Here is a 13105-nt window from a genome sequence, read left to right as displayed (position 1 = left end):
CGGAGCGGCCACTAAAGCTGCTTAACTATTCTTATGCCCCCATTACGTTCAAGAACAGTCACCCACGGCCGCAACATGGCAGGCGCCCGCGCCCTCATGATGGCCTCCGGCGTTGCCAAAGCGGACATCGGCAAGCCGATCGTGGCCGTCGCAAACTCCTTCACCGAGTTTGTCCCCGGCCACACCCACCTCGCCCCTGTTGGCCGGATCGTTTCCGACGCCATTCACGAAGCCGGCGCCATTGCCCGCGAGTTCAACACCATCGCCGTGGATGACGGCATCGCCATGGGCCACGGAGGCATGCTCTACTCTCTTCCCTCCCGCGACCTCATTGCCGACTCCGTTGAATACATGGTCAATGCGCACTGCGCCGACGTGCTGGTCTGCATCTCCAACTGCGACAAGATCACCCCCGGCATGCTCATGGCTGCTCTGCGCCTGAACATTCCCACCGTTTTTGTCAGCGGCGGTCCCATGGAAGCTGGACGGGTCACCATGACCGACGGTTCCATCCGCACCCTGGATCTGGTCAACGCCATTTCCGACGCCGTGGACTCCTCCATTTCCGATGAAGACATTGACCTCATCGAGGCCAACGCGTGCCCCACCTGCGGCTCCTGCTCAGGGATGTTCACGGCCAACTCCATGAACTGCCTCACCGAAGCCATTGGGCTGTCATTGCCCGGCAACGGCTCACTGCTGGCCACCCACACCGCACGCAAGGAACTGTACGAGCGTGCCGGTGCCACCGCCGTGGCGATCGCCAAACGCTACTATGAGGACGACGACGAGTCCGTCCTGCCGCGTTCGATCGCCAGCTTCGAAGCCTTCGATAACGCCATGGCTTTGGACATCGCCATGGGTGGCTCCACCAACACGATCCTGCACTTGCTGGCCGCAGCGCAGGAGGCCGGGCTGAAATACGATCTTGACGACATCGACGCGAAGTCACGGGTGGTCCCGTGCTTGGCAAAAGTAGCCCCGAACGTGGCAGGGGACAAAACCTTCTACATGGAGGACGTCCACCGGGCCGGCGGCATCCCCGCCCTTTTGGGTGAGCTCAACCGCGGCGGGCTGCTCCACACGAACGTCAACTCGGTCCACTCAAAGGACCTTACGGGATGGCTTGATGACTGGGACATCCGCGGCGGGAAAGCCACCGACGCGGCCCTTGCCTTGTGGACCGCGGCACCGGGAGGCCAACGCTCCTCCACCGCATTCTCACAATCCGCCGAGTGGACTTCCCTGGACACCGACCCTGTGGAAGGGTGCCTGCACGATGTGGAGCACGCCTTCTCCAAGGACGGCGGCCTGGGGGTGCTACGCGGAAATATCGCCATAGATGGCGCCGTGGTCAAGACAGCCGGTGTTGACGAGTCCATCTGGACGTTTGAGGGACCGGCTGTGGTGTGCGAATCCCAGGACGAAGCCGTGGAAAAGATTCTCAGCAAGATTGTCAAGGCAGGAGACGTGGTAGTCATCCGTTATGAGGGCCCGCGCGGCGGCCCCGGTATGCAGGAGATGCTCTATCCCACCTCGTTCTTGAAGGGCTTGGGCCTGGGCAAGGTCTGTGCACTCATCACCGACGGCCGTTTCTCCGGCGGCACCTCCGGGCTCTCAATTGGCCACGTCTCCCCCGAGGCCGCGGCCGGAGGAACCATCGCCTTGGTGCAGGACGGTGACCGCATCCGGATCGATATTCCGAACCGCTCCATGGAACTGCTGGTCGACGACGGCGAACTCAACGCCCGCCGGGAAATACTCGAGGCAACCACGGGCTACCAGCCCGTGGGACGTGTTCGCCAGGTCTCTGCTGCGTTGAAGGCCTATGCCTCTATGGCTACCAGCGCCGACAAGGGTGCCATCCGTCAGATTCCAGAGGAAGCGGTGCTAATGCGCGCGCCACGCACCTCGGTTTCCGTCTAAGGCCCCGCTACCGGCTCTGTTCCGCACCGAGTTGCCACTTATGGCCCCCAAAACGTGTGTTTGGGCGCCATAAGTGGCAACTCGCGCAGCGTCGGGGGCTCGCAGGGCACGGATCAGGCCACGCGGGTCCCTTTGGGCAGTTTCCCTGCCGGTGTGCGCAGTGAACGCCACCCCAGTGCCAACACTCCCGCCGTCACCAACAGTTGCAATCCCAGTCCTAATGGCCACAGCGGCGCCTGCTTGGTGAGATACGGTGCCGCGACCTTGCCATTGGCACACTGATACGTGGACTCGGGGCCTGCCTGGACGTAGCGGGCACCTTGACTGATCATCTCGAACATTCCACTTGAGCTGCCCTGTTGCATCGAGTCGTTTGTATTCGGGTAGGGAATGGCATCTGCTACCACCACGAACGGATTCATGCCTAACATCCAGGCCACCCTTTCCGAGCGAGGTGCCTGCTGTTCCACCAAAGGACCAAAACAGGCATACTCCTGATTTTCATCGGTGATGTCCTTGGGGTTGGGAGGTGCGGGGTACATCTCATCGTCCTTATATTCCCGATCAGATTCCGCCTCGAATCCCTCCGAGCCCTGATACATCTCCATATTTTTGTAGTAGCTCTGGTTTACCTGCACGGTTCCGTTGCTGAGCATCATGCCAAGCCCGAAGGCGATGAGCGTGCCGAAGGCCAGCGCAGCCACCACCAAATAAGTCACCACAATTGAGAAAAGTGGCCGGGTGGCCAGTGCCGAAATACCCACTCCCAGGGCACATACAACCCCTAGTTCACAGGCGAGCATGAGTAGGCCCACCAAAATATAACCAACGCTCACACCACCTTGTGCAATGCCGAAGATCAAGAACGGTACGCTCACCAGCAAAAATGCCAGTGCGGCAATCCACGAGGCGAGAAACTTACCCCATATCAGTTGACCTGGCTTTAACAACGTCACCTGCATGATGGCCAAGGTGCCAGCGGATCGATCGCCACTGATGGCATTGGCCGAAAATGCCGGTGCCACCAATAATCCAAAGAGTAAAACAAACGCCAAAACGGCTTCAAAGATCAACGGTCCCGGGCTCCCCCTGCCAAACCCGGGATCAAAGTTGTAATCTGACTGCGCCTTCCAGCTGATCCAGGTCAGTGCTGTCACCAACCAGATGAGCCCAAACCAAATAACCAGCATGATGTACCAGCCGCGAGAACGCAGTCGCTGCCGCAATTCCATGCCCACCACGGCAGAGACACCTGAAGAATATTGTTTCACGCTCATGGCTGATCCACCTTCATGCTCATGTATGTCTCTTCCAGGGCCCCTGTTGCAGGGGCGAAGGAACATACATCCACACCTGCCACCACCAAATCTCTCAGTAGCTGGGCCGCGTGCCGTTCCGATTCTGCATTCACTGTGACCGAAACTCGGCGCCCTGTTCCCGCCGAAAAACTTACGCCCAATGAGGTGAGCTCGGCTGCCAACTTATCCGGATCAAGAGCAGCAATAGAGTAGTTCCGGCCCTGCACGAACGCTTGTTCAACGGACTGCGTCATCACTGTTCGGCCCTGGTTGACGAATACGGCCCCGTCAGCAATTTCATCAAGTTCGGCAAGTACGTGGGATGAAACCACAACAACTTTCCCTTGAGCGGCAAGCTGACGCAGAATATTTCGTAGCGCTATGCGCGACCCCGGGTCCAAACCCGAGGCCGGTTCATCCAGCAATAAAACTTGGGGATCATGAATCAACGCGCGAGCCAGGCTCAAACGTTGCTGTTGTCCGCGCGAGAGTACCCGGGCTTTTTGGTCCGCCAACGAGGAAAGATTTACCAGCTCAAGCAGTTCCGCCACACGCACCGGGATCTGGGCCTTGGGCAACTGGTAGAACTTGGCCATGGTGCCCAGAATCTCCCGAGCTGTCAGGGCTTCCCACACACCCAAAGTATCCGGCATCCAACCAATTTTTGCCCTGGCAGCACTGGGATCTTTGACCGGGTCGATGCCCGCGACACTAATACTGCCAGTGTCCGGGGCCAGCAGTGTTGCCAGCATTAGCAGCAGTGTTGTCTTGCCGGCACCGTTTGGTCCAATGAGGGCTGTTACCTGGCCTGCCGGGGCTTTAAGATCCATGTCTACGACGGCGTGAACCTCACCAAAGCTGCGCGAGACTCCGGTGGCACAAAGCCCATTGAACATCCCTGGTGGAACAGTCCTGTGAACATGGTTCACCGGTGGATCTTGGCTGGATTGATGCTGCTCTGTCATGGATTCCCTCCCCCTATGGGCCGCAGTTGCGGATATGAATCAGCCTACGGCGGGGTGTGTAGGCAATACCTCATCCCACCGACTGATCTTCTGCGTTCTGGCAACAAAGCTGTTTGGAGATAGAGCCGGAGGTAAAGTATCAACATGTGGACACACAAATTCTGCGTTGCCCCGGCTCCGCGCTAAACTGCTTTAGACTGCCTCCCGCGCTGATGATGCCGCACCTATCCAGCGCGTTGGCGCGGCTCCGGCGTGATTGGCAGCAAATTTTTTCTCTCCTAGTGTTGCGTTAGGTAAGTCAATGAGTGAGCACCCATGAGCCTGATTGTTCAAAAGTACGGCGGATCTTCCGTGTCCGACGCCGAGGGCATCCTTCGCGTGGCACGTAGAGTTGTCAGCACTCAAGCCGCAGGACATGAAGTTGTGGTGGTTGTTTCTGCCATGGGCGATACAACCGATGAACTGTTGGATCTTGCGGCACAGGTTTCCGAACACCCTCCGGCTCGCGAGCTGGACATGTTGATGACAGCCGGCGAACGTATTTCGATGGCATTGTTGGCCATGGGTATCAGCGCACAAGGCGGGGTTGCACAGTCATTCACTGGCAGCCAGGCTGGCATGATCACCGACGGCATCCACGGCAAAGCCCGCATCATTGACGTTGATCCGCACCGCGTACGCACGGCATTGGATAAGGGCAAAGTGGCCATTGTGGCCGGTTTCCAGGGCATGAGCCGCACCACCCATGAGATCACCACCATGGGCCGCGGCGGCTCTGACACCACGGCAGTTGCCCTGGCTGCCGCGCTGAACGCTGATGTGTGCGAAATTTACACAGATGTTGACGGGATTTACACCGCTGATCCCCGCGTGGTTCCCACCGCTCAAAAAATCAACAAGATCTCCAGTGAAGAAATGTTGGAAATGGCTGCCTCTGGTGCCAAGATCCTGCACCTTCGCTGTGTGGAATACGCCCGGCGTTTTGGACTGCCCATCCATGTGCGCTCATCCTTCAGCGACAATGAGGGAACGTGGGTTCTGCCCAGTCCAAACGACAAAATCAAGATTTCAGAGGGAGTTGCCTTGGAGCAGCCAATCATCTCCGGCGTTGCCCACGACCGGTCCGAAGGCAAAGTCACCGTTGTTGGCGTACCGGATATTCCGGGCAAGGCGGCAATGATCTTCGGCATCATTGCAGGCGCCCACACAAACATCGATATGATCGTGCAGAACATTTCAACCCGCGGTTCCGGTAAAACAGATATTTCTTTCACACTGCCCATGGTTGAAGGCGAAGATGCGCTCAACGCCCTGCGTGCCCAGCAGGAAGAAGTTGGTTTTGAAGACCTTCTTTACGATGACAAGATCGGCAAGCTCTCCCTCATCGGTGCAGGCATGCGATCGAATCCTGGCGTCTCTTATAACTTCTTCAAGGCTCTGTCCGACGCCGGTGTGAACATCGATTTGATCTCCACGTCCGAGATTCGCATCTCCGTGGTGACGCGCGCTGATCTGCTCGACGTCGCGGTACGCGCAGTGCACCACGTCTTTGGTTTGGACAGTGAAGATGAGGCAACGATCTATGGCGGTACGGGCCGCTAAGGCTGCATAAAACTAAGACCTTTTAGCATTCATTCAGGTATCGGCGTTGGCTTTTTCCCAGCGGACTAATAGATCCGATGCAACGCCGATGGCAATGCTGACTGGGTCCTTACCGGTTATGGTGGCGTCGCCGATGGGGGAAGTGATCCGCTTAATCTCGGATTCTTCGTAACCTTCCTCCCGCAGTTTTTGACGAAAGTGCAACCATTTGCTGCGGGACCCAATGAGTCCTATATAAAAGGGTTCGGTGCGTAACGCAGCCTCGCACAGCATGAGGTCCTCACTGTGATCATGTGTGAGCACTAGAAGTGTGGCTCCTGCCGGAAGGTCCCTGATCACCACTTCGGGGGCCGGCTCGTGGCGCACACTAATATGTGCTTCTCCACTCATAAGCGGTTCTAGACGAACGGGCGATAGTTCGGCTTCGCGTGAATCCACAAGAACTAAATTCACTGGCTGCCTGGCTAGAATATGGGCGATTTCATAACCAACATGGCCCATCCCGAATATTGCCACTGTCCTGCGCGGGTTAAGCACTTCTAGCAATACGTTTACCTCTCCACCGCAGCACTGGACTCCATGTACGCTGGCCACCTTGTCGTTGAGGGCAAAGGTCATGAACTCTGAGCCATGGGATCCCGCAGCCATGAGTTCCAGAGCCCTGTCGATCACGCTAGCCTCGAAGTTACCTCCCCCAATGGTTCCCCAACTCCTCGTGGCCGAGAGAACCATCTTGGCCCCGGCGTTGCGAGGCGCATGGCCGCGCACGTGCGCGAGTGTGGCGAGCACCCCGATCTCATTGTGTTCGCGGAGGTGGACTAGTGCTGCGAGCCAATCCACGCCTACCTCGGGGCTCCCACGCTTGCTGACGCAGGCGTTGTCGCTTGGGCGGATTCCACTTGGCAGGATTCCACTTGGGCGGATTCCGCTGCTGCTTTGCAGGAGTCGTGAACAGCCCAAAAGACGGCTTCCGGGGTGGCCGGGGATGCCAATTCCACACAGCGGTTCTTCGGGCCGAACGCTGCGACAGCATCACGAAGAGCTTCCCGGGCGCTAAAAGCGAGCATAAAGGGCGGCTCCCCCACCGCCTTCGAACCGTAGATGGCCCCTTCCTCCGCTGCGTGTTCCATCAGCTGCACGTTGAACTCTGCAGGCATCTCCGAGAAGCTTGGAAGCTTGTACGTACTAGCCGACTGAGTCAGCAACTTGCCACGAGTGGGTCCGTCGCTTTCATCCCAGCGCAGATCCTCCAACGTCAGCCACCCCACGCCTTGAACGTAGCCTCCTTCAACCTGACCCACATCGATTATTGGGGACAATGAATCCCCCGCATCATGGACAATATCCACCCTCCGGGTTTTGTACGCCCCGGTAAACCCGTCCACCTCCACCTCGGTGGCAGATGCTCCACCGGCAAAGTATTTGAAGGGTTCGCCCTGCATCAGTTCCGGGTTCCAATGCAGGCCTTCGGTACGGTAGTAACCCGCAGCCCACAATTGCACCCTCTGCAGATAGGACTTCATGACCACTTCTGCAAACGTAAAACTGCGGTCGTGGACCCCCAAAGCGGTGACAAGTCCATTGCTGAAGCGCACATCGGCGCCCGAGGCCCCGAGCATGCCCGCGGCGATGCCGGAGATCCGCTCGATGATTTGCTCGCAGGCATTTTTGACCGCGCCGCCGTTGAGGTCAGTTCCCGAACTGGCAGCGGTGGCAGAGGTGTTGGGTACTTTGTCAGTGCGGGTCGGTGCCAGCCGCACGCTAGTTAGCGGTATTCCCAAGGAGGTTGCTGCCACTTGCAGCATTTTAGTGTGGAGGCCCTGACCCATTTCGGTTCCGCCGTGGCTGATCAGCACGGAGCCGTCTTTGTAGACGTGCACCAGCGCGCCAGCCTGGTTGAATGCAACCAGGTTGAAGGAGATTCCAAACTTTACCGGCGTGATAGCCAAACCGCGTTTGGTGTGGGGGTTCGCGGCGTTGAACGCATCAACTTCCCGCCGCCGTTGCGTGAAATTGCTTCGCTGAAGCACTTGTTCCCAAAGCGTGGTGACGCGTTCGGCATGGCGCACCGGCATCCCGTAGGGTGTGTTTTCGCCGTCGCGGTAGAAGTTCTTGCGCCGTAAATCCTCCGGAGCCATGCCCAAAAGGGGCGCGCTGCGGCCCAGAATATCCTCAATCATCAGCATGCCCTGGGGACCGCCAAAACCGCGGAAAGCTGTTTGGGAGGTTTTATTGGTCTTGGCCACCCGACCATCGACGTGGACGTTGGGAATGAAATAGTTGTTGTCCACGTGGCAAAGCGCCCGCGCCAACACGGCCTCGGACATGTCCAGGCACCAGCCGCCGTCCGCGGTGAGCATCGCCTTCAGCGCCAGCAACTTCCCGTCCTCCGAGAAGCCGGCCTCCCAGGAGGTATGGAAGCCGTGCCGTTTGCCGGTCATCGTCATGTCCAGGGTACGGTTCAGACGGACACGAACCGGCCGGCCGGTGAGTAAGGTGCCAAGAGCGGCAATGGCAGCAAATCCGTGCGATTGCATTTCCTTCCCACCAAACCCGCCACCCATGCGAAGGCTCTGAACCGTGATCTCATGATTGGACCGGCCCAGCACGTGGGCAAGGATTTCCTGGGTTTCCGAGGGATGCTGGGTACTGCTTTGAACAAAAATCTGGCCACCCTCATCCACTGTGGCCAAGGATGCCTGGGTCTCCAAATAGAAGTGTTCCTGGCCGGCAAACTCGGTGACACCAGAAAAAATGTGGGCGGCCTGCGCAAAGGCCGTGTCCACATCCCCGCGGCTCACCGTCCTGGACATCCCCTGAAACGACTTCGCTTCGATGGCCTCCGCAACACTTATCAGGGCAGGCAGTGGCTGGTAGTCAACCACGACGGCGGCGGCACCTGCACGGGCAGCATCTAGGTCCTCCCCTAGCACCCACGCTATGGCGTGACCGTGGTACATGGCTTCCGAAGGGAAGAGTGGCTCGTCATTTTTGATGCCGCAATCGTTGATACCTGGCACATCCGCTGCACTCAGGACACGGACGACGCCGGGAACCGCCAGCGCCGCTGTGGTGTTGATCGAACGGATCCGCGCATGGGCATGGGGTGATTGCACAGGCCACGCGGTGAGTGCATCGTGAGTACGTTGAGCTAAGTCGTCGGTGTAGAGCGCCTGCCCGCTCACGTGAAGACGGGCACTCTCGTGGGGCACTGCTTCACCCACAACGGGGGTGGGCGGACGGGCTGAAAGATGGCTCACGACAACGCCTCCACAATCAGGGTGTTCTGCGTATGTAGTTTGATAAGAGCATTCGAGAGCATGATTGAGCGGTAGGAGGCACTGGCCCGGTGATCGCTCATCGGGGTGCCTTCTGCTCCCAAAACCGCCGCAGCACGGGCCACGGTTTCACGATTCCAGCGCTGCCCAACCAGGAACTCCTCTGTTGCGTAGGCACGCAGCGGTGTGGCGGCGACACCGCCGAGACCGATCCGCGCCTTACGGACCATGTTCTCTTCTATGTCCAGACTAAAGGCCACAGCAACGCTGGAGATGTCATCAAAGCGGCGTTTGGCGATCTTTTGGAACACCGTCAGGGGTGAAAGTGGCAGCGGAATACGCACGGATCTAATGAGCTCCCCCGGTTCCTTAACAGTTGTGCGGTAGCCAGTGAAGTACTCGGCCAGGGGAAGGGTTCTTTCCGCGTTACTCGAGGCAAGCACCACCTCCGCGTCCAAGGCAAGCAAGGCAGGAGCGCAATCACCGATGGGAGAAGCTGTTCCGAGATTGCCACCGATGGTGGCCCGGTGACGAATCAACGGGGACGCGAATTGCACAATGAGTTGCGCCAACAAAGGAACTTTTCCATTGAGTACCCGTTCGATCTCGCTGAGCGCAACAGCAGCGCCGATCTCGATTAGGTGCTCGCCCACCACGATTGAGTCCAGTTCGGGGATTCGATCGATGGCAATGACCATGGGTGCACGGCGGGCACGGAGGTTTACCTCAACACCCCAATCGGTGCTCCCCGCCACGAGGACCGCGCCGGGGTTTGCCGCCAGTAGCTCCACGGCTCTAGCTAGGGTAGTGGCACGAACAAACTGTCCATCAGAGCGCCTTAGATTGGTTTCTCGGTACTCAGGAGCAGGCGCATCTCTTCGCCGCGCCAATGCCTCATCGCCCGGCTCACCTAAGGAATAGGCTGCGTCGCGGATGGGGCGGTATCCAGTACAGCGGCAAAGGTTGCCGCTCAGTGAATGAAGATCGAATCCATTGGCGCCTACTTCACCATGGGTGCATTTCTGCGCCAGCTCAGGCAGCGGCTCACGGTCTTTTCGGTAGAACTCCGACGCCATAGCACACACAAAACCGGGAGTGCAGTATCCGCATTGGGAGCCACCAGCTAACGCCAGTGCTTCCTGAACAGGATGGAGTTGCTCCGGTGTTCCTAGCCCTTCGCTGGTCACCAGTTCTTGCCCATCCAGGGCCGCCATGGGCACCAGACAGGAGTTAATAGCGCTCCAATGAGTTCCCTCTGAACGGTCGGTCTGGGCGACAAGAATCGCGCAAGCGCCACATTCACCTTCGGCGCACCCTTCTTTGGCACCTGTCAGACGGTTCTCACGCAGCCACTCCAGTGCCGTGGTGTGCACGCCGCGCTGACCGAATGGGCGTTCGGAACCATTGATGATGAATGTTACTTCTGTTGCCGCTGAGGGTTCGGGTGTGTGCATTTGCGTGCTCCGGCTTCTTCGACGTCGCAGATTATGTGAGCCAAATCCCAATAATCTATACTTCATAGTCTTGCACTGTAAATAGCTGCACTGCAGTATCTGGAGATGAACTCCCTCATTATGCCTGGATTCAAGGGATCATTGCAGTAAAGTAATCCCACCCGCCGAGCACAAGGATCCACGCAATGAACAAGCTAGCAGTCCCCTCTCAATAACTGACCAAGGCAGCGCAACTTGCCAAGGCGCCGAACGCTGCTCCCGAAACAGGAAACGCGGTGGCTCCCTTCGACACTTGGCGGGCCAACCTCCGCAAGACCGTCTACTAATCCAAGCTGCCCATTAATTTCCTTAGCGTTCTTCAGCGCCTGCTACCGCCTCGCCTTTGCGCTCCGCGTAGTGCTCACCTTGTGAATTCGTATGCTCATCGTAGTGCGTTAGTTGCTCGTCACTGCTGTCTTCAAACTGGTCGTGGCGATGGACTACCGGCGAATCCATATCGCCTTGGTCCGCGGGACCGAAGACCTTTTGGAACTGGTCGGTGGCATGCATGAATTTATTGACGAACGTCTCCGAATTTCTCATCATCAACACCCTCTTCGTGGAGCAAGTTTCTAAGCTCAGAGTCCCCCAATTCTACGCTTAAAACCGTTTAAAAGCACCGATAGAATAAGGGGAGGACTTCTGCCGGACCGGCTAGCGCAGGGACTGATCCTGCGGGTCCCTGGCGACAAGGTAACTGCTGCCATCGACCCGCTTCAGGACCACAAATTGTGCGGCTGCTGCCTGTTGACTGGCGAGCAAAACCTTGTTCTGGGGCGTCATCTCATGGTCTACGGGGCTACTATTTGCCGGACCTAGAATGTAGCGCAAGAGCCCTGTAAAACGCATGAATTTGTGCACAAGGCGAGACTTTGGCATCTGAACTTTCCTTGCTGTGCGGGGACAAATAAGTTCCGCGACCCGGTTGAAAAAGGCTGTAACGTTCATAGTAGCCTGTTAGTTAGTGCACTAACTAAATGATGGAGTATCCCCATGAGCGCCCTAGAGAATGACCTGTTACTTGAGCGCCAATTGTGCTTTGGGCTCAGCGTCGCCTCCCGAAGTGTCATCGCCGCCTACAAGCCGGTACTCTCTGAAATGCAGCTGACCCACCCGCAATATTTAGTGATGCTCACACTTTGGGAGAAAACCCCGCGCCGCGTAAAAGACATTAGCCACGCCCTGCTGTTGGAACCGGCTACCCTCTCCCCACTGCTGAAGCGGCTGGAGATCATTGGCCTTCTCACACGCACGCGCGATCGCGCTGACGAACGGGCCTTAGCCGTTGACCTCACCCCGAAAGGTGCCGCGCTGCGCCAGCAGGCGCTCTCGGTGCCCGGCACCATGATGGAGCGCCTTGGTCTGGACCGTGAGAGTGCCCTCGCCTTACACCAGAGCATGGTGGCGCTGATCGAAGCGGCCACTCACATCGACGACGCCGGGAGCCCGCCCCTGGTGACTACCGCGGCCCCAAACGCCCCAGCTATAAAGGATAATTAGAAGCATGACCTCCGCCCCGCAACTGTTGGCCGAGCCCACGTGGCTGACCTTGGCCGCAGCCCACCAAAACCGGGTGAACCGCTATGCCGCACCATATTTGGCCCGCCGCTCCACGAATCAAAAGCACCCCGTGGAGGATTTCCTCTTCACTTACTACACCCAAAAACCCGGTCAACTTTCGCGTTGGCACCCGGGCACTGGTGTGGTTCTCACCGGTTCAGCAGCGGCTGAGCGTCTTGCGTGGAAGTTCTACCGTGCTGCAAATGAGGGTGAAAGGAAGCTTGCCGGGGCACCCAGCGAGACTCCCGCCGTCGTTCTTGATCTTGAAAAGTTCCTGCACGAGCGCAAGGACGCCGTGGATTTTGCCGAGATCATCCTAAGCCGAACCGGGGGCCGGCCAGCACAGTTCGGCTGCTTTGGTCTGCATGAATGGGCCATGGTTTACAAGCAGGAAGCCACCGCCGTGCGGCATGAATATTTGCAGCTGCGGCTAGGCTCTGATGGCACTGATGAGGTCATTGAAACCAACAAGATCCGCTGCACCCACTTTGATGCGTACCGTTTCTACACCCCGGCGGCTTCGGGACGCAACGAGCTCACCCCCACGCGGGAAAATCAGCGCGAGCTGGAGCAACCAGGCTGCCTGCATGCAAACATGGACTTGTATAAGTGGGCCTATAAGCTCACGCCCGCCCTGCCTAGTGAGCTGGTCATGGACTGTTTTGAATTGTCCTGGCGCATCCGGGCCATGGACATGCGCGCCTCTCCCTACGACCTTGCCGAATGGGGCTACCCGCCCATCCAGATTGAGACTGTTGCGGGTAAGGCTGATTACGTGGCTCATCAACGGGCTTTTAGTGCCGAGGCTGCGGTGCTGCGTGAACGGCTCCGTGCCGCCTTGGCAGCCCTGCAAAGAAACTAAGCGAAATCTCTGAATTCGGGGGTCAAAAAGCTGCCGAAACTACCGCAATTCCACAGTTCGCAAACACTTGCGTAGAATGGAACGGCAAGCTCGCGGAGCGCTACTTTCACTGGTTCAGGTC

11 protein-coding genes are annotated in these 13105 nt (G+C 58.1%); 4 read left to right on the top strand and 7 right to left on the bottom strand.

All coding sequences use genetic code 11. The features are described 5' to 3' along the window. The first annotated feature begins 33 nt into the window (after positions 1 to 33). Complete coding sequence (gene ilvD, locus QMG40_RS06520; RefSeq protein ID WP_283529231.1) at positions 34 to 1926, top strand: dihydroxy-acid dehydratase; 1893 nt, start codon at positions 34 to 36, stop codon at positions 1924 to 1926. Between the two features lie 113 nt (positions 1927 to 2039). Here ilvD and QMG40_RS06515 read toward each other — a convergent pair whose 3' ends face one another. Together QMG40_RS06515 and QMG40_RS06510 are read right to left on the bottom strand one after the other, a co-directional pair. Continuing rightward, on the bottom strand, positions 2040 to 3203 hold the full coding sequence (locus QMG40_RS06515; RefSeq protein WP_283529228.1) for an ABC transporter permease: 1164 nt from the start codon (positions 3201 to 3203) through the stop codon (positions 2040 to 2042). Further along, a complete protein-coding gene (locus QMG40_RS06510; RefSeq protein WP_283529226.1) occupies positions 3200 to 4189 on the bottom strand; it encodes an ABC transporter ATP-binding protein in 990 nt (329 codons plus the stop codon). Before QMG40_RS06510 ends, QMG40_RS06515 begins: the two co-directional genes overlap by 4 nt. A gap of 315 nt (positions 4190 to 4504) precedes the next feature. Here QMG40_RS06510 and QMG40_RS06505 point away from each other — a divergent pair, with 315 nt between their 5' ends. Continuing rightward, positions 4505 to 5791: an aspartate kinase gene (locus QMG40_RS06505; RefSeq protein ID WP_283529224.1), complete on the top strand. Its 1287-nt coding sequence runs from the start codon at positions 4505 to 4507 to the stop codon at positions 5789 to 5791. A 33-nt stretch (positions 5792 to 5824) separates the two neighbouring features. Here the strand turns inward: QMG40_RS06505 and xdhC are convergent, their stop codons facing one another. From xdhC to QMG40_RS06480, 5 genes are all read right to left on the bottom strand, one after another. Further along, positions 5825 to 6631 (bottom strand): xanthine dehydrogenase accessory protein XdhC, encoded by an 807-nt coding sequence (xdhC, locus tag QMG40_RS06500; RefSeq protein ID WP_283529222.1) that lies wholly within the window; start codon positions 6629 to 6631, stop codon positions 5825 to 5827. A gap of 2 nt (positions 6632 to 6633) precedes the next feature. Continuing rightward, complete coding sequence (gene xdhB, locus QMG40_RS06495) at positions 6634 to 9051, bottom strand: xanthine dehydrogenase molybdopterin binding subunit (RefSeq protein ID WP_283529220.1); 2418 nt, start codon at positions 9049 to 9051, stop codon at positions 6634 to 6636. Further along, positions 9048 to 10523, bottom strand: coding sequence for a xanthine dehydrogenase small subunit (locus QMG40_RS06490; RefSeq protein WP_283529218.1), 1476 nt, complete (start codon positions 10521 to 10523; stop codon positions 9048 to 9050). The genes xdhB and QMG40_RS06490 overlap by 4 nt, the downstream gene beginning before the upstream one ends. A gap of 348 nt (positions 10524 to 10871) precedes the next feature. Continuing rightward, positions 10872 to 11105 (bottom strand): hypothetical protein, encoded by a 234-nt coding sequence (locus QMG40_RS06485; protein WP_283529215.1) that lies wholly within the window; start codon positions 11103 to 11105, stop codon positions 10872 to 10874. A gap of 111 nt (positions 11106 to 11216) precedes the next feature. Continuing rightward, entirely contained in the window at positions 11217 to 11441 is a 225-nt protein-coding gene (locus QMG40_RS06480) for a hypothetical protein (protein ID WP_283529213.1), read from the bottom strand. A gap of 114 nt (positions 11442 to 11555) precedes the next feature. Between QMG40_RS06480 and QMG40_RS06475 the strand changes: the two genes are divergently transcribed. Together QMG40_RS06475 and QMG40_RS06470 are read left to right on the top strand one after the other, a co-directional pair. Continuing rightward, positions 11556 to 12062: a MarR family winged helix-turn-helix transcriptional regulator gene (locus QMG40_RS06475; RefSeq protein WP_283529211.1), complete on the top strand. Its 507-nt coding sequence runs from the start codon at positions 11556 to 11558 to the stop codon at positions 12060 to 12062. A 4-nt stretch (positions 12063 to 12066) separates the two neighbouring features. After that, positions 12067 to 12984 carry a 3-methyladenine DNA glycosylase gene (locus QMG40_RS06470; RefSeq protein ID WP_283529209.1) on the top strand — a complete coding sequence of 306 codons (918 nt, stop codon included), beginning with the start codon at positions 12067 to 12069 and terminating at the stop codon, positions 12982 to 12984. Positions 12985 to 13105: the final 121 nt, after the last annotated feature.

Origin of the sequence: Arthrobacter antibioticus (genome assembly GCF_030063205.1) — a bacterium.
GTDB lineage: Bacteria > Actinomycetota > Actinomycetes > Actinomycetales > Micrococcaceae > Specibacter.
This window is presented reverse-complemented; position numbering and strand designations above follow the sequence as displayed.